This is a genomic window from Sulfurospirillum sp. E15m (genome assembly GCF_059415145.1).
This window is the reverse complement of sequence record NZ_JCAHZS010000006.1, coordinates 168,194-184,547: the sequence shown is the minus strand read 5'-3', so window position 1 is coordinate 184,547 and position 16,354 is coordinate 168,194. Positions and strand designations below refer to the sequence as shown.

The following is a 16,354-nucleotide window of genomic DNA, read 5'->3' as shown; positions in this document are numbered from 1 at the left end:
TGTGAGCCAAATCAATGACATTTCAAGTCAAAATGCTAGGAGTGTTGAGGAAATCGCTAGTGCAGCTGAACATCTTAGTCGTATGACCGAAACTTTGAATCTCAAGCTCTCTGAATTTAGAACGTGAGGTAAGCTTTCGTGCTAAGCAATGAATTGTCGATTATTTCAACCGCTATTGTCTTAATGTTTGTGATTGATCCTTTTGGAGCGGTACCTGTTATTCTTTCGATTTTAAAAGATGTGGATATCAAACGAAGACGCAGGATCATCATTCGTGAGATGATTTTTGGACTTGGTATTTTAATGCTCTTCCTTTTTGGGGGAGAGCTTTTTCTCAATATTTTTCATCTTGAAACCGAAGCTGTACGTATCGCTGGAGCGGTGATCTTTTTTGTCATTGGTATCAAAATGATTTTTCCCGGAGAAGAAGGGAGTAGTGGACTTTACGGCGCTTCAAAAGAACCTTTTATGGTTCCCATCGCCATGCCGCTTATTGCTGGACCTTCAACACTTGCCACATTGCTTGTTTTAGGCAAATCCAATACCGCCTCTATGCCTTCCTTATTTACTTCCTTACTTCTTGCGTGGTTTGTATCCGCTGTGATTATGTACCTCTCTCCTTTTTTATACACACTGCTTCGAGAAAAAGGGCTTTCAGCGCTAGAAAGGCTTATGGGAATGCTTTTATTAATGATGTCTGTTCAGATGTTTATAGACGGCATTCGAGGACTTATTCGGACATTTTAGTTTTTACATGTAAAAGATGCAATCACTTGACTAAGTCTTTATACTCGTGTTTAAAATGTTCGACCTTAGGCGATACAACGAACACACAGTACCCTTGATTCGGATTATGTTTGAAATAGTCTTGATGATACGCTTCTGCTTTGTAAAACTGCTCTAAAGGTTTTATTTCTGTCACAATCGGTTGTGTAAATTTCGTTGAAAACTCTTTGATAGAAGCTTCTGCTTGCTCTTTTTGTTTTTGATTATGGTAAAAGATAACAGAGCGATATTGGGTTCCAACGTCGTTGCCTTGTCGGTTCAATGTTGTAGGATCGTGAATTAGCCAAAATATTTTCAAAAGTGCCTCATAAGAGATAACTTTAGGATCAAACGTAATTTGAACAACCTCAGCATGATGTGTCGTTCCACTACATACTTGCTCATATGTTGGATTTTCTTTATCCCCTCCGGCATAACCGTTTACAACATCTATGACACCGCGTGTCTCTTCAAAAACAGCTTCTAAACACCAAAAACATCCACCACCTAACGTTGCAACTTCATAATTCATATTAGTCTCCTTAGCAAAAGCGAAATGATTGACTCCAAAAAAAATAAGCCCTAAAAAGAATACTTTAAACATCTTAGCTCCTTTTTAAAAGATTATAGCACGCCAATCTAAAAGCCTGCCAAGCCTTTTGGTATAACCTATTTATGTTATAATACCTCAAAAAAAGAGGCTCTCATCATGAATAAAAAGCCCTCTTTGCATCTTGAAAAAACCCGTGAGGGAGTGATACTCACGCTCAAAGGTGCATGGGTGAACAAGACAATAGCATCTTTAGAAAAAGAGATTCGAACATTTACATGTAAAAAATCTTTAGCCTATACGTTTGACCTTTCAGCCATTACTGATTTTGATACCCATGGGATTATGCTGATTTTGCATCTTAGCAAACAGATGCAAAGCATGGGCTGCAAAGTAACAATGTTAGGTGCGAATGCCTCTTTAGAAGCACTTTTGCGTATTTGTGAACAGCATTATCCCCAAGAAGAAATCATTGAGAAAAAAGAGATTTTTTTTATTTCCTACCTTGAGAACATCGGAAAAGAGATGGTCGATGGATATAAAACATTGGCTTCCTTCTTTGCCTTCACGGGGGAGTTATTTCATTTTGTTGTCGCTGCTCTCCTCAAGCCGTTTACAATTCGCCTCAAAGCAATGTTTTATCATATTGAACAAAGCGGTGCAGGGGCCATACCCATTATTCTCCTGACATCTTTTTTAATTGGCATTGTTATTGCCTATCAAGGTGCGACACAACTTGAAAAATTTGGAGCCAATATTTTTATTGTAGAGATGGTAACCATCTCAGCCGTACGCGAATTAGCACCTTTGCTAACAGCTATTGTTGTTGCTGGCAGAAGCGCTTCTGCGTATACAGCGCAAATTGGGGTTATGAAAATTACCGATGAAGTCGATGCCATGAGTTCTATGGGTTTTTCCCCCTGGAACTTTCTCGTTTTACCTCGCTTATTCGCCTTAATTATCTCTTTGCCGCTACTCGTTTTTTTTGCGGATGTTATTTCTGTTTTTGGAGGCATGGTCATTGCTTCTACTAAATTGGATGTGAGTTTTGTAGAGTTTATTGACCGTATTAAAGAGACGGTTGCACTTAAACACCTTGTTATTGGGCTGGTTAAAGCACCCATTTTTGGCTGCATTATTGCAACCATCGGCTGTTTTCGTGGCTTTCAGATTGATAATAGCACAGAGAGTGTGGGTAAATATACAACTATCAGTGTTGTCAATGCCATCTTTTGGGTTATCGCGATAGACGCTCTAATATCGGTCTTATTGACGGAGATGGGATTGTGAAGCATAATAGCATCATTGAAGCTAAAAAAATTGTAACTCGCTTTGGAAAACAAACCATTCATAACGGTGTTAGCTTTACAATTAATAAAGGTGAAATTTTTGGTCTCTTAGGCGGTAGTGGTAGTGGTAAAACAACCTTGCTTCGTGAGATGGTCATGTTACAAAAAATTCATGGCGGACAAATGCGTGTTTTAGGTACGAACGTTGAGAAAGCCTCAACGCATGATGCTCAAAAACTCAGAGAGCAATGGGGAATTTTATTTCAATTTGGTGCACTCTTTACCTCACTCACCATTTTGGAAAACGTTACTGTTGCCATGCGTGAATATACGAATCTTCCTGATTGGCTGATTCGAGATTCAGCATTAATGAAACTTTCTATGGTTGGACTGCCGAGTAAGGTAGCCACCATGTATCCTTCCGAACTGAGTGGCGGTATGAAAAAAAGAGCGGGACTGGCCAGAGCCTTAGCGCTTGATCCTAAATTGCTCTTTTTAGATGAACCTACGTCTGGGTTAGACCCACAAAGCGCGCGCGCATTTGATGAACTCATTGTGACATTACGCGATACATTAGGGATTACCGTTGTCATGGTTACCCATGATAAAGACACAATTGAGCATGTTTTAGATCGTTTTATTATTTTAGGGAATCAAAAAGTTATGTTTGAAGGTACCATGGAACTTCTGAAACAAACGACAGATGAAGCATTGAAAAAATTTTTAAATTGAGGCAATAATGGAAAATAGATTGAGTTATATTTTGGTAGGAGCGTTTATTTTTATACTCCTCATCGGCGGTGTTATCTCCATTTTATGGCTAGGCAATTATTCCGATAAGGGAAACTTTAAATTTTACAAAGTTGCAACCAAAGAGTCTGTCTCAGGGCTTAACGATAAAGCACCTGTGAAACTTCGTGGTGTCCAAATTGGCGAGGTGCGCAGCATCACCATCAATCCCGATAATGCCGAAGAAGTTTTAGTGACTATACGTGTCCAAGACAATGCACCTATCAAAGAAGACACATATGCACTTATTGAAGCACAAGGAATTACAGGGCTTAGTTACATTCAACTTCAAGGTGGCACCAATGAGGCAAAAGACCTTAAAACCAGTAATAAATCTGAAGAATATGCCGTAATTCATTCGCGTCCTTCAACATTCTCAAGGCTAGATAAGACCATCACGTCTGTGAGTGCAAAAGCAGAGATGATTTTTGAACGTGCCGATACGCTTATGAGTGAGAAAAATATTAAAAATATTGAAACCATTATCGAAAACAGTGCCAAAATCACAGAATCTACACAAAAAACATTAGCCAACCTTGAAGCACACAATAAAGAAATCAATCGTTTGTTAGAAGAATCTATCGCAGCAGTCAGTAGCATTAAAGAGATGTCTCGTTCGTTCACTTCAGCAGTTGATAACACAGGTGTCGATACAATGAACAATATCAAAGAGGCTTCACAAAGTGTTAAAAAAGTTATGGGTGGACTAAACCAAAAAATGGAAGCAGGTGCTTTTGATATTGATATTTTAGTCAAAGAAAATCTTTTACCCCTTCAAAATACGATTCAAGAATTGCGTGTTTTGATGAATGAAACAAAAGACCTCGTTTCCAATTTAAAAGATAGCCCAAGTGATCTTCTTTTTAAAGAAGAGACGATTGCACCGGCACCAAATGAACGATAACAAAGGAGTTAAGATGAAATATGCAAGTTTAGTGCTTTTCACATTGCTATTCTTTTTTAGCGGATGTAGTGTTAAAGAAGTTTCTTTGAAACCCTACAACTACACTTTAGAGCCGATGGTAAAACTAGAACGTTTTAATACTCATACCAAAGACGTCCTCAAAATTGCGCATATTGACGCGCCCAGTGGTCTTAACTCTAGAGCGATTTTATATAAAAAAGATGGCGCTATGCAACCTTACAAATATGGGACGTGGAGTGAAACGCCTGCTTTAAAATTACAGCATCTCATTACAGAAGCATTGCAAGATCAAAACCATTTTGAGTCTGTCATTTCCGGTACGTCTATGGCATCCAACAATCTTATATTAGAATCAGTCCTACAACATTTTGAAGAAGTTTTCCAAGAAGATGGAACATCGTATGTTTATATCAGCATCCGTTTTCGTTTAGTAGAACTTAAAACAGGTGATGTGTTAGGCAGCATTCGCATCTCAACGAAAAAAGATGTTACAAAAACCAATGGTGCTGAAGGTACGGTTGAAGCGTTTAACGTTGCAAGCAATGAAGTCATTCATAATTTAGCAAAATGGCTTAATGCAATTCGTTAGATTCCTATGAAAAAAATTGCACTGATTTTCATACTTTTGGTCTCGTTTTTGTATGCAAAAGCTGATTTTAGTGAAATGAGTACCGAAGAACTCGTGGCACTCATTGGTTATGTCGATGCCACGAAAGAAGAGCGTTTTTATCAAGAACTGGACAAAAGAGTCCCTCAAATGAGTGAAGAGCAAAAAGCCATTTACGAAGACGATAAAAAAAGAAGAAACAATGCCCAGAACTAGGCTCCTTTTACTGGAAGATGATACCAATCTCAGTGAAACAGTTTGTGAATTTTTAGAATCCAAAGGGTATGAAATCACGCCCGTTTATGATGGAGAAGAAGCGGAGAGCCTCATCTACGAACAGATGTTTGATCTCTTCTTATTGGATGTCAATGTTCCTCTGATCAATGGCTTTGAGCTACTCTCAAAGCTTCGTAAAGAAGGGAAAACAACGCCTGCTATTTTTCTGACATCTTTAAATGCCATTGAAGATTTAGAGACAGGTTATGAGAGTGGCTGTGATGACTATCTACGTAAACCTTTTGCCCTTAAAGAACTTCTGTTTCGCATCGAGACGATTCTAAAACGAGAGTTTTTTCATGCGCCTAAAGAGCGCATTATGATTGATGAAGGCATCGAATACGATACGACCAATCATCAACTCTATATCAACCAACAAGCGATTCAACTTCAAAATAAAGAGGCAAAACTTCTAAAACTCTTTTTACAGAAAAAAAATGAAATTATTAGCCATGAGATGATTATGGCGAATCTTTGGGATTATGACGAGGCAGGAAGCGACGATACATTACGCACCTATATAAAAAACTTACGCAAACTTATGGGGAAAGACCGCATTGTTAGCATTAAAAAACTGGGATACAAATTTACGCTCGCGTGAGAAAAAAACGCTATGGTCGTTTTTATTTCTCTATGCTTTTTTAGCGCTCTTAAGCCTTTCATTCGTTGCTTTTTTATATTACGGACTGCAACGGGATCTTATGTTACAGCATCAAAGAGAAGCACTTTCTAATCTAACCAATGAGCAAATTGCAAGGTTAAAAACTTTACATGTAAATTTCGATAAAGATACAACCTATCCGCGAGATGAGCGTTTTAACTCCGCTATCTACGACAGTAGCTTAAAAGAGATTTTCTCGACGCTTAATTCAAAAAATATCAATCTGTACGATGACATTTACATTAAAGACCATCATATGTATTTTATTAAAGAGTTAGAATCTTACTATTTGGGAGCGCGTTATATTGCTCTTGAAGTACCAGAACCGTTAAAATGGAACAAAAAAGTCTATCGTAATCTCATTGTTTATGGAAGTATTCTTTTTGGCATTATTGTCTTAATAGGTTATTTCTTACTCAACTTATTGCTTCGACCAATGCGTGATGCCATAGCCCTTTTGGATCGTTTTATTAAAGATACGACGCATGAGCTTAATACGCCTGTTAATACCATTTTATCGAACATCGAGATGATCGAAACAGATACGTTAGAAGAATCTTTACGCAAGAAAATAAAACGTATTACCATTGCTTCAAAAACCATTTCTAATCTTTATGACGACCTGACTTATCTTGTTCTATCCCATCAAATTTTTTCGCACAATGAAGACGTTGAACTCAAAACACTCATTGAAGAGCGGTTAGAATACTTTTCTCTCTTATGCGAATCGAAAAAGCTTAAAGTAACCACGCAACTTCAACCCAATATTACACTCATTATTGACCGAAAAAAAATGGCAAAGCTCATCGATAATATTCTCTCTAATGCCATCAAATACAATAAAATCAATGGCACGATTCATATCGAACTGAAAGAACATTATTTGTGTATTAGCGACAGTGGGCGCGGGATGGAAGCATCAAAAACCAATCAAGCATTTGAACGTTACGTGCGCTTTGATCGTAGCGTAGGCGGGTTTGGTATTGGGCTTAGTATCGTCGCTGCTATCGCTAAAGAGTACGCTTTACATGTAAAAATTGATTCGGCACTAAACGAAGGAACGCACGTGAGTATTGCATGGTAAAACAAATCATTTTCTATTTGGTATGCATTTCTTTTTTAAATGCCAATGAAACAGTTTATGAACATAATTGTGTTCCATGTCATAAAGATATGGCCGTCAAAATTGATAAATTCTTTTACCGTTATTTGCTTAAATATAGCAGTGAGATGGAAGTCAAACGAGCCATGACAGCTTACCTCAAAAATCCCAAAGCAGAGAGTTCTATCCTTACCGATGGGCTTATTAACCGCTTTGGCGTTAAAAAGAAGACCCATTTAAGTGATGATGAACTGCAAGAAGCCATTGATGCTTACTGGGATAAATACAAAATTTTTAATAAATTAAAATAGTAACTTTTTTGTTTCACAATAAATTCACTTTTTTAGTATATAATTGAACTATTATTTACATAAGGAGTAACAATGAAAAAGGTCTTAGTTCTTGCTGGTCTTTTGTGTGCCACATCTATTTTTGCAGCAGATGGTGCTACACTTTTTAAAACCTGTGCAACCTGTCATGGTGCAAAAGCGGAGAAATCTGCGCTTAACAAATCTCAAGTTATTGCTGGCTGGGATGCTGCTAAAATTACCGCAGCACTTGAAGGTTACAAAGCCGGTACATACGGTGGTCCATTAAAAGGCACTATGATTGCTCAAACTAAAAACCTTGATGCAGATAGTATCAAAGCACTTGCTGAATACATCTCAAAAATCAAATAGCCTATTACATAAAGAAGAGGTATAACCTCTTCTTCTCTTTATTTTCTCTTCTTTCAGCACTTCTTAATCGCCTTTACTTTATAGTAAAGCTATCTTACATTTAAAGACACATTGATGGGAAAACACCTCCAAACGGCAACCATTCTTTACGTCGAAAACAATCAAGAGCTACTTTTAACCTATGCACCGATGCTCGCTTCACTTTCCAAAAAGCTTTTCAAAGCGTTTGATGGGAATGAGGCTTTAGAGCTGTATAATCTGCATTCCCCCGATATTGTTGTCATGGAAATGGACATACCTTTACTCAGTGGTATTGAAGTCGCTTATGAGATGCGTCGCATCAATCCTCAGCAAAAAATTATTTTTACCTCATCTTATGACGATGCATCGCATACCTTGCCTGCCTTGGAACTCAATATTAATGCATACTTTGTCAAGCCCTTTGAAAAAACAAAACTCGAACTGAAAATTAAACAACTTGAAGAACAAATTCGTTTTGAAAAGCATAATACGGAACACCATGTTATGTTAGAACAAATCCTGCACAATCAATCGACTATTACGATTGTAACGGATTTTAAACGTGTCAAATTTGCTTCACGCTCCTTATGGAATCTCTTATATGTTAAAAATTGGGAACAATTTTTTAATTTCAATGATTCTATTCTTGACCTCTTTGTTGAACATCAAAATTATATTTCAGGCAGGACCGCCGAACACTTCCTCCAACAGTATCATTCAAGTGATGCCGATAAGCGTTTGGTTTCTATTATTACTGAAAACGGTCCAACTGCTTTTTTTATCAGTATCGATACGCTTTTTTTAAGTGACGATCTACTTTATGTCATTACGTTAATGGATGTCACATCTTTACAAGCTTCAAGGCTCAATGCATTGTACCAAGCCACATATGATGGTTTAACCAAAATCTACAACCGCCATGCTTTTGAAACACATCTGGAGAGAGAACTTTTACGTGTAAATCTTGACGAACGGCCTTTGTGTATGGCATTGTTGGATATTGATCACTTTAAACAATTTAACGATACATTTGGTCATTTAATAGGGGATGAAATTTTAATTCAGCTCTCGCAAGAGATTCATGCATGTATTCGTAAATCAGATATCGTTGCACGTTGGGGTGGCGAAGAGTTTACTCTTTTACTCCATGATACAACACTGGTTCAAGCCTGTGAACTTCTTGAACGCATTCGTTACACGGTTGAACACCTCACGCATGCTGTTGCAGGCAATATCACTATCAGCATAGGTGTTACGCAAGTAACATCTGAAGATACCGCTACAACACTCTTTCAGCGCTGTGATGCAGCAATGTACCGCGCAAAAATACAAGGGCGTAATCGTATTGAATGCAGTTAAGGCTTCTAAAGCCTTAACGTCTCCACTTTATTTTATTTCTCACGCAGTTCTTATTACTATAGTAATTACTTTCACTAAAATTAATTAAATTTTTTAAATTTAAATTTAATAATCTTGCTCTATAGTTACTTTAAAATTATAAATTTATTTTATTATAATTATTCGTTTTTATTTTAAATAAATTTTAACATTAAATTAACACTAATATGTCATTCTTTTACACAAGGAAACTTTTAGTTTAAAATGCCGCTTACCCGAAGTGATCGCCAAACCTACATCGGGTAAGCACAACGTGCTTGTTAGAACGCAGAATAATTTTACTCAACCATGGCTTAAATATTAAGCTTCTGCATTTATTACAAGCACCTTTTTACATGTAATCGTTAAAAATGGTTTGTAAAGGCAGAGATTACCTCCCCTCTTGGTGCAACGTTATGTCACAAAAATAGTACGTATTAAGAGGCTCTGCTTTTACAAACCATTTTTAAAATCTTAAGGAGGTGTTAGGTGGAATACATTGGATTATATCCTTTATTCTATTTTCCGCAAATTGGTTCAGCTTGGCTGATGGGTATCACGGGCAGTATTCACATTATGGCGTCACATACATCTGTGGGTGCCGCTTTATTGTTTGCTTTTTTAGCACACAAAGCGTACAAAGAAGATAGACCCGAGCTTTATGACTATATGAAAAAATATGGTATGTTCTTGGTTATTTTTTCGTATGTGATTGGCTCTATCACGGGACCTGGTATTTGGTATACTGCTACAGCGGCGAGCCCAAGGGGAATTAGTGCACTTATTCACAATTTTGTATGGGTATGGGCAACAGAATGGGTCTTTTTTATCGTAGAGGTCATTGGGGTTTTCACCCTCATTTATACGATAGGGAAAATTGACCGTAAAACACATCTTAAGCTAACTTATATGTTTGCTCTTGCATCTGTTTCGACACTCTTCTTAATCATCGGTATCATCAGTTTTATGATGTGGCCTGGTACAGAAGCATGGTATCAAACAGGTTCAGCCAGTGATGCATTTTTTGGAATCAATACCTTCCCACATATGTTCTTGCGTATAGGCTTTATGATTGTGATGTCAGCCATCATTGGCTTTATCATTAGCAGTAGTTTAAAAGAAAAAGAGTTAAGGGTTGAGCTAACACGTAAACTTGCAGTTATTGGCATGATTGGTGGCTTCACCGTTATGATGTCTTTTTTATGGTATGTACAAACCTTACCGCAAAGTGCTTGGGATCTTTTCCACGATGTTCTATGGGCTCGCGATGGCATGCTAAGAATTATTGTGGTTAGTATCATTGCGCTTTATTTAATTTTAGCCTTCGTACTTCCTCGTTCTATCAACACCGTTTTAGCCGTTGTTATGATGCTTGTTATCGGCGTTATTGGTGTTTGGCCGGGTGAAAAAATGCGTGAAAGTATGCGTAAGCCTTATGTGGCAGGTCGTTATATCTATAGTAATCAGCTGATTGCCCGCGATGTTCCAGGCAAACATGTCAAATCTGAAATGGCACTTGTGGCGGAAAAAGGGTTGTTAAAACTCGACCCATTCATTCCAGATCGTCTTAGAACCATTACGCCTGAAAATCAACTGGAAGCGGGTCAATTGATTGCTAAAATTGCTTGCTCCAATTGCCATTCTTTGGAAAAAGGCGCTAAATTCAGACCATTGCCTGATAAATTCCCAGGGCTTGATGCCGCAACGATTGAGACAGTCCTCACCGATGTGATTGCAACAGGTGTGCGTAGTTATATACCACCTATTAAATTACCAGCCGATGAAACAAAAGCGTTAGCCGCATGGCTTGCTACGCAAAACAACTAGGAGGAAATTATGGATATCGGTCTTGTTTTAAACACGCTACGCGATCCTGCTGGCGTACCATTTTACCCTATTGTATTTCAAGCATTGTACATTTTAACATGGGCATTGCATATCGCCTTTGTTCTTTTAGCATTAGGAAGTATCCCTCTTGCCTTGATAGGTTCTGCTAAAAAAGCGATTGATGAAAACTGGAAAAAGCTTAGTAGTCATATGACACAAGTTGCAAAAATCAGTGTGTCTTTACTGATTGTTTTGGGGGTTGCTCCTCTTTTATTTACGCAAGTCATTTATGATGCGAACTGGTACGTCACAAACACCATCTCTGGTCTTTGGGTCGTTGCGTTCATCTACATTCTTATTTTGGCATACTCTCTTTGGTACTGGTTTTATTATGCCAATAAAAGTAACTCGCCAATGGCAGGAGTCATTGGTATTGTTTCGTTTGTTGCATTCATTGGCGCAGGGGTTTTGATGCACGCGTTTGCTAACGAATCCATTCAACCCGAGCAATGGATGAATTGGTATGCGCCTAATGGCGTCATAGACAATTCTGGAACGGTCTTGCACGTTGATATTCTTCGCTTAGCGTTTATGGTCAGCCTTAGTGCGCCTGTTACAGGTATTTTTTTACTCAACTATGTGGATTACACATCAAAATGCGATGGCTATACAGCTGAATATTTAACATTTGTGAAAAACCTTGGCAAAAAAATTGCAATTGTTGGCTTATTGATTAGTGCTGTTCTTTTTGCCATTTGGGTACTCACACTCAATATGTTACTTAACCCATTGGTCATTGCCATTGTATTAGCTGTTGTTGCATTGCTTTTGATGGTTATGAAGGGTATCAATAGTTATATCACAACGCTTGTTTTAGTCGTAACCGCACTTCTCATTTCAACACTCCGCGAAGTTATTCGTATGAATATTATGAGTAAGTATGGCTATAGTATCTATGATTATCCAATGAATATTGATTGGCCAACCGTCATTATGTTCCTCTCTACGTTTGTTTGTGTCGGATTTACAGGCGTTGGATTTATGCTTACTTTAGCATGGAGAGCCGGACGCACCAAAGGTCTTTATACGGCTGATGGTACTGTAACAAAGCTAGCAAATGCTACCGTTGGTATTGCCATTCTTTGGGCATTGGTATTTCTTGCATGGGGAATAGTTGTTGTCTTTAAAAATACACTATAACGTTTCACTGTAACAAGGCTAAAAGCCTTGTTACAGATGTGCTTTGACCTCTTGACGTTTTACATGTAAAATAAATTCTGTATAACCATTGGGTTGGATACGCCCTTTAAAAATCAAATCACTTGCGGCTTGAAAAGCAAAGCTTTTTTCAAAATGAGGCGCCATTGGATGATAGTGTGGGTCATTGGCATTTTGCGCATCAACGACTACAGCCATTTTAGCCATCGTCTCTTTGACCTCTTTTTCGCAAATAATGCCATGATGCAACCAATTGGCAAGATGCTGACTGGAAATTCGAAGTGTTGCTCTATCTTCCATCAATTCCACATTATGAATATCAGGCACTTTAGAGCATCCTATCCCTTGATCAACCCACCTGACGACATACCCTAAGATACTTTGAATATTATTTTCTATCTCTTGTGTAATTTCTTCTTGACTCAAAACTCTTTTGAGAAGCGGTGGGGTTAAGATGTCTCCGACACATGCAGGAGCACGTGTGCTGATCTCTTCTAAAACATTTTTGACATCAACATAATGATAATGCAAGGCATGAAGTGTTGCTGCTGTTGGTGAAGGAACCCATGCTGTGGTAGCGCCAGAGAGTGGGTGTGCGATTTTCGTTTCAACCATCTTTTTCATTGCATCTGGCATAGTCCACATTCCTTTGCCAATTTGAGCACGATTGGCAAACCCAACTTCAAGCCCGACATCAACATTATTATCTTCGTAAGCTTTAAGCCAAGTACTCTGTTTCATCTCATCTTTAGGAAGAACCGGACCAAACTCCATACAACTATGGATTTCATCACCGGTTCGATCTAAAAAGCCTGTATTGATAAAAAATACACGCTCTTTTGCGCGTCTAATGCATTCATGCAAATTAATACTTGTGCGTCTTTCTTCATCCATAATGCCCATTTTAATCGTAAATGGAGGTAATTTTAAAACTTCTTCCACGCGACCAAACAATTCGCTCATAAAAGCAATCTCTTCAGGACCGTGACATTTTGGTTTTACGATATAAATATTGTGATGGATACTGTTGCGAAGCCCTTCTTCTTTTTGGACATCATGCAACGCACACAGTGAAGTAATAAAGGCATCTAAGAACCCTTCAGGGATTGGTTTGTCGTTACATGTAATGCATTTTGTATACATATGCATGCCCACGTTTCGGATAAGAAGAAGCACTCTGCCTTTTAAAATGAGAGGCGTTCCGTCTTTTGCGATAAAAATTTTATCGGGATTTAAAGCACGATCAATTGTCTTGCCTTTATTCTCAAATGAAACGCTTAAATCCCCTTTCATCATTCCATTCCAATTACGATAAATCCCAACTTTATCGTTTGTATCGACTGCGGCGACAGAATCTTCACAGTCTTGAATGGCACTTAATGCCGATTCAATGATGACATCTTTAATCCCAGCAATCGTACTTTGTCCAATGGGGCTTTGAGGGTCTATTTGAATTTCAATATGCAATCCGTGATTTTGCAATACAATAGAACTAGGAGACTCAAGGCTTCCTGCATAGCCTACCCACTTTTTAGGCTCTTGCAGTGCAACTCTTTCACCCGAAATAAGCATCATCGTCAAGGCATTAGAACTTAATTCAAATCGCTCAACATCTGCATAACTGCCTTGTGTTAAAGGAGCGGCTTTATCTAAAAATTCATAGACAAATTCAAAGACTTTTTCACCACGTTTTGGGTTATAGTGAAGTCCTTTTCCATACGGTTCAATATCTGCAATCATATCCGTACCGTAAACAACATCTAAAAGACTTCCCCATCTTGCATTGGCAGCATTGAGCGCATAGCGAGCGTTATCAGCAGGAACAACCAGTTGAGGAGCTGGTATTTGAGAAATCTCAGGGTCCATAGCACCTGAATCAATCGTGAAAAACTTCCCCATAGGCAAGAGATACCCTATCTCTTCTAAAAACGCTTGATGCTCTTCAGGTTCAAAATACCCTTTATGCGCCAAGTACCATGCATCCAGTTGTGATTGTAAGACATCGCGTTTACGAATCAATTGTTGATTTCGAGGAGCCAAGTCCAGAATTGTTGTTTCAAAACCATTCCAAAACTCTTCAGCGTTTACTGACGTTCCTGGGAGAACTTCATTGAGGACAAAATCGTATAACACTTTAGAAATAGCAAGTGTTCCATACTTTACTACAAGATCATTACTCATTTTTATCCTTTCTCATTTCTAAAAGGCTAACACATCTGTATGATAATAATCTGTCGTTTTAAAAAGAGTTCTTTAAGAGAGATTTTTATACGTGTAAAATCTACTCAAACCACAGATGTCCTAAGGCAAAAAACCATACAATCACACAAATTGTGATGCTTAAAAAGACAACAGCACTACCCATATCTTTAGCGCGTCCAGCCATCTCATGATGCTCAAGAGTCACAAGATCGGTCACACGCTCAATGGCACTGTTAATCGCCTCAGCCATTAATATTCCCATTAATGTGGTAAACATCAATAGCTTATACCATAACTCTAAGGAGAGCAACCATAAAATAGGCAAAAGAAGAAGCACGACTACGAGTTCGATTTTAAATGATGTTTCGGTAAAGACCAAGTCTTTAAGGCCTTTAAGTGCATACGATGTATTTTTAAAAAAATGGTATTTAGGTTGATTCCTCACCCTTTATCCTTTAATGTTTGTACAAAAGCATATCTAATTTTGGGTCATAAACATTTGTTTGTATGTCCATTAATCCCAAAATCGTATGGAAGAGATTGTCGTGTGAATACGGTTCACTCGCTTTTTGCTTTAATAATTGTGTATCTATAATGGCTTTACTTTGTGAACCAAACCACAAAAGTGCTCCAATATGTGTTTGCTCAGGTGGCGCCATAAAGTAAGGAATACCATGCAAATAGAGCCCTTTTTCACCTAAAGATTCTCCATGGTCTGCCATATAAATCAGAGCCGTCTGAAAAGACGCATCATTTTGTTTTAAAAAGCTAATGGTCTTATCTAAAAAGTAATCCGTATATAAAATTGCATTATCATAGGCGTTTCCTATCTCTTCTGGGGCACATTGTTCTACTTGGTTTGTCTGACACACAGGTTTGAATTTTTCAAATGCTTTAGGGTAACGTTTATAATACGCAGGTCCATGATTGCCCATTTGATGCAGAACAATCAAAATATCACCTTGATGCGTATTAACATAGTCTTGAAGACCTACGAGCATACCTTCATCGCGGCACTCTTCATCGCACAAAGTATTGTTTTGACTGCTGCGATAATCTTGATATTCAACCCTTAAGGCAACACCTTTAGAATCAGAATTATTATCACGCCATAACACGTTCACGCCACTGCGTTTTAAAATATCCAACACCGTTTCCATCGATTTTGCTTCTTTATCACTGTAATGATTACGGTCTAACAAAGAGAACATACACGGTACGGAAATAGCCGTCGATGTCCCGCACGACGAAACATTTGGAAGATTGATAATATCTTCTTTAGCTAACAGTGGGTTTGTGTCGCGTTCATAACCATTGAGCGAAAAACGGTTAGCACGTGCAGCCTCACCTACCACGACAATGGTCAATTTTCGTCCGTCATGTGCTTTTAATGTTGCATCTGTACCAATGGATTTAAAAACCATTACTTTTTTAAAATAACTGTTGTAGATATATTTTCCCGTCGAATAAAGACAGAAGGTTGGATTTGTGTAATAACGAAGCGGTTTATGCTCTCTAAAAAATGAGGTGTAAAATCGATTAAAAGAAAAAAGCATTGCGAACCCTATTAACAATGCGAGTAAACTGTATTTTGCATTGTATAAAAGTTGTTGTTTAAACGTGCCGTAAGCGATTTTCTGACGATACACCCACACGGAAGGCAAGATGCCTAAAATAACAAAATACGCTATTAGTTTCCAATTCAAAAGATCAAATGATTCGTTGGCATTGGTCTCTAAAGCGTTTTGAATCATCGAATCATCAAGGATAACGTTGTAAGCATTCATAAAATAATTGGTTACAGAAGAGAGGAGCAATAAAAATATCAAAAGAGGTTTTAGCGTATAACACGAACTCAAAAGTGTGACTAACATCATAATAAAAGAAACTAACACAATACCTAAAGAGAGTAAGAAGCCTACATTTTCCCAAGAGAGTGTATAAACCTGTGTGACATGCTTAAAAAAAGAGATATTATCAAATAGCACTAAAAAGAGAGCTACATAAAACGTTATTCGTAAAAGTGTTATTTTTAATTGCATCCAGACTCATTTCAAAAGATTTT

The 16,354-nt window shown here is 37.9% G+C and carries 17 protein-coding genes; 13 read left to right on the top strand and 4 right to left on the bottom strand.

Annotated elements, in window-relative coordinates; genetic code table 11:
• Window positions 1-138 precede the first annotated feature (138 nt).
• Entirely contained in the window at window positions 139-747 is a 609-nt protein-coding gene (locus tag AC5SLP_RS09755; protein WP_495254962.1) for a MarC family protein, read from the top strand.
• A 22-nt stretch (window positions 748-769) separates the two neighbouring features.
• On the opposite strand, the gene msrA is transcribed toward AC5SLP_RS09755, so the two are convergent.
• Entirely contained in the window at window positions 770-1,297 is a 528-nt protein-coding gene (gene msrA, locus AC5SLP_RS09750) for a peptide-methionine (S)-S-oxide reductase MsrA (RefSeq protein ID WP_495254966.1), read from the bottom strand.
• 177 nt (window positions 1,298-1,474) lie between these two features.
• Here msrA and AC5SLP_RS09745 point away from each other — a divergent pair, with 177 nt between their 5' ends.
• The 12 genes from AC5SLP_RS09745 to AC5SLP_RS09690 all read left to right on the top strand — a co-directional run bounded on the left by AC5SLP_RS09745 (window position 1,475) and on the right by AC5SLP_RS09690 (window position 12,069).
• Entirely contained in the window at window positions 1,475-2,605 is a 1,131-nt protein-coding gene (locus tag AC5SLP_RS09745) for an ABC transporter permease (protein WP_495254961.1), read from the top strand.
• Entirely contained in the window at window positions 2,602-3,336 is a 735-nt protein-coding gene (locus AC5SLP_RS09740) for an ABC transporter ATP-binding protein (protein WP_495254960.1), read from the top strand. Before AC5SLP_RS09745 ends, AC5SLP_RS09740 begins: the two co-directional genes overlap by 4 nt.
• A 7-nt stretch (window positions 3,337-3,343) precedes the next feature.
• On the top strand, window positions 3,344-4,297 hold the full coding sequence (locus AC5SLP_RS09735; protein WP_495254959.1) for an MlaD family protein: 954 nt from the start codon (window positions 3,344-3,346) through the stop codon (window positions 4,295-4,297).
• Window positions 4,298-4,310: 13 nt separating this feature from the next.
• Complete coding sequence (locus AC5SLP_RS09730) at window positions 4,311-4,907, top strand: ABC-type transport auxiliary lipoprotein family protein (RefSeq protein ID WP_495254958.1); 597 nt, start codon at window positions 4,311-4,313, stop codon at window positions 4,905-4,907.
• Window positions 4,908-4,913: 6 nt separating this feature from the next.
• Entirely contained in the window at window positions 4,914-5,141 is a 228-nt protein-coding gene (locus AC5SLP_RS09725) for a DUF1104 domain-containing protein (RefSeq protein WP_495254957.1), read from the top strand.
• Window positions 5,128-5,802 carry a response regulator transcription factor gene (locus AC5SLP_RS09720; protein WP_495254956.1) on the top strand — a complete coding sequence of 225 codons (675 nt, stop codon included), beginning with the start codon at window positions 5,128-5,130 and terminating at the stop codon, window positions 5,800-5,802. The genes AC5SLP_RS09725 and AC5SLP_RS09720 overlap by 14 nt, the downstream gene beginning before the upstream one ends.
• A 100-nt stretch (window positions 5,803-5,902) precedes the next feature.
• On the top strand, window positions 5,903-6,946 hold the full coding sequence (locus tag AC5SLP_RS09715) for a sensor histidine kinase (RefSeq protein ID WP_495254955.1): 1,044 nt from the start codon (window positions 5,903-5,905) through the stop codon (window positions 6,944-6,946).
• Window positions 6,940-7,275: a hypothetical protein gene (locus AC5SLP_RS09710; RefSeq protein ID WP_495254954.1), complete on the top strand. Its 336-nt coding sequence runs from the start codon at window positions 6,940-6,942 to the stop codon at window positions 7,273-7,275. Before AC5SLP_RS09715 ends, AC5SLP_RS09710 begins: the two co-directional genes overlap by 7 nt.
• A 72-nt stretch (window positions 7,276-7,347) precedes the next feature.
• Complete coding sequence (locus tag AC5SLP_RS09705; RefSeq protein WP_495254953.1) at window positions 7,348-7,644, top strand: c-type cytochrome; 297 nt, start codon at window positions 7,348-7,350, stop codon at window positions 7,642-7,644.
• Window positions 7,645-7,758: 114 nt separating this feature from the next.
• Window positions 7,759-9,024: a diguanylate cyclase gene (locus AC5SLP_RS09700; protein ID WP_495254952.1), complete on the top strand. Its 1,266-nt coding sequence runs from the start codon at window positions 7,759-7,761 to the stop codon at window positions 9,022-9,024.
• A 507-nt stretch (window positions 9,025-9,531) separates the two neighbouring features.
• Window positions 9,532-10,869, top strand: coding sequence for a c-type cytochrome (locus AC5SLP_RS09695; RefSeq protein ID WP_495254951.1), 1,338 nt, complete (start codon window positions 9,532-9,534; stop codon window positions 10,867-10,869).
• A 9-nt stretch (window positions 10,870-10,878) separates the two neighbouring features.
• On the top strand, window positions 10,879-12,069 hold the full coding sequence (locus AC5SLP_RS09690) for a hypothetical protein (protein WP_495254950.1): 1,191 nt from the start codon (window positions 10,879-10,881) through the stop codon (window positions 12,067-12,069).
• Window positions 12,070-12,099: 30 nt separating this feature from the next.
• Here the strand turns inward: AC5SLP_RS09690 and AC5SLP_RS09685 are convergent, their stop codons facing one another.
• The 3 genes from AC5SLP_RS09685 to AC5SLP_RS09675 form a co-directional block, all read right to left on the bottom strand.
• A complete protein-coding gene (locus AC5SLP_RS09685) occupies window positions 12,100-14,268 on the bottom strand; it encodes a malate synthase G (protein ID WP_495254949.1) in 2,169 nt (722 codons plus the stop codon).
• 100 nt (window positions 14,269-14,368) lie between these two features.
• Window positions 14,369-14,734: a diacylglycerol kinase gene (locus AC5SLP_RS09680; protein ID WP_495254948.1), complete on the bottom strand. Its 366-nt coding sequence runs from the start codon at window positions 14,732-14,734 to the stop codon at window positions 14,369-14,371.
• A gap of 10 nt (window positions 14,735-14,744) precedes the next feature.
• Window positions 14,745-16,331: a phosphoethanolamine transferase gene (locus tag AC5SLP_RS09675; RefSeq protein WP_495254947.1), complete on the bottom strand. Its 1,587-nt coding sequence runs from the start codon at window positions 16,329-16,331 to the stop codon at window positions 14,745-14,747.
• Window positions 16,332-16,354: the final 23 nt, after the last annotated feature.

Coding starts and splice junctions, on each gene's coding strand:
- msrA (WP_495254966.1), bottom strand. CDS start 1,297: ATGAATTATGAAGTTGCAACGTTAGGTGGTGGATGTTTTTGGTGTTTA.
- AC5SLP_RS09745 (WP_495254961.1), top strand. CDS start 1,475: ATGAATAAAAAGCCCTCTTTGCATCTTGAAAAAACCCGTGAGGGAGTG.
- AC5SLP_RS09735 (WP_495254959.1), top strand. CDS start 3,344: ATGGAAAATAGATTGAGTTATATTTTGGTAGGAGCGTTTATTTTTATA.
- AC5SLP_RS09730 (WP_495254958.1), top strand. CDS start 4,311: ATGAAATATGCAAGTTTAGTGCTTTTCACATTGCTATTCTTTTTTAGC.
- AC5SLP_RS09725 (WP_495254957.1), top strand. CDS start 4,914: ATGAAAAAAATTGCACTGATTTTCATACTTTTGGTCTCGTTTTTGTAT.
- AC5SLP_RS09720 (WP_495254956.1), top strand. CDS start 5,128: ATGCCCAGAACTAGGCTCCTTTTACTGGAAGATGATACCAATCTCAGT.
- AC5SLP_RS09715 (WP_495254955.1), top strand. CDS start 5,903: ATGTTACAGCATCAAAGAGAAGCACTTTCTAATCTAACCAATGAGCAA.
- AC5SLP_RS09710 (WP_495254954.1), top strand. CDS start 6,940: ATGGTAAAACAAATCATTTTCTATTTGGTATGCATTTCTTTTTTAAAT.
- AC5SLP_RS09705 (WP_495254953.1), top strand. CDS start 7,348: ATGAAAAAGGTCTTAGTTCTTGCTGGTCTTTTGTGTGCCACATCTATT.
- AC5SLP_RS09700 (WP_495254952.1), top strand. CDS start 7,759: ATGGGAAAACACCTCCAAACGGCAACCATTCTTTACGTCGAAAACAAT.
- AC5SLP_RS09690 (WP_495254950.1), top strand. CDS start 10,879: ATGGATATCGGTCTTGTTTTAAACACGCTACGCGATCCTGCTGGCGTA.
- AC5SLP_RS09685 (WP_495254949.1), bottom strand. CDS start 14,268: ATGAGTAATGATCTTGTAGTAAAGTATGGAACACTTGCTATTTCTAAA.
- AC5SLP_RS09675 (WP_495254947.1), bottom strand. CDS start 16,331: ATGCAATTAAAAATAACACTTTTACGAATAACGTTTTATGTAGCTCTC.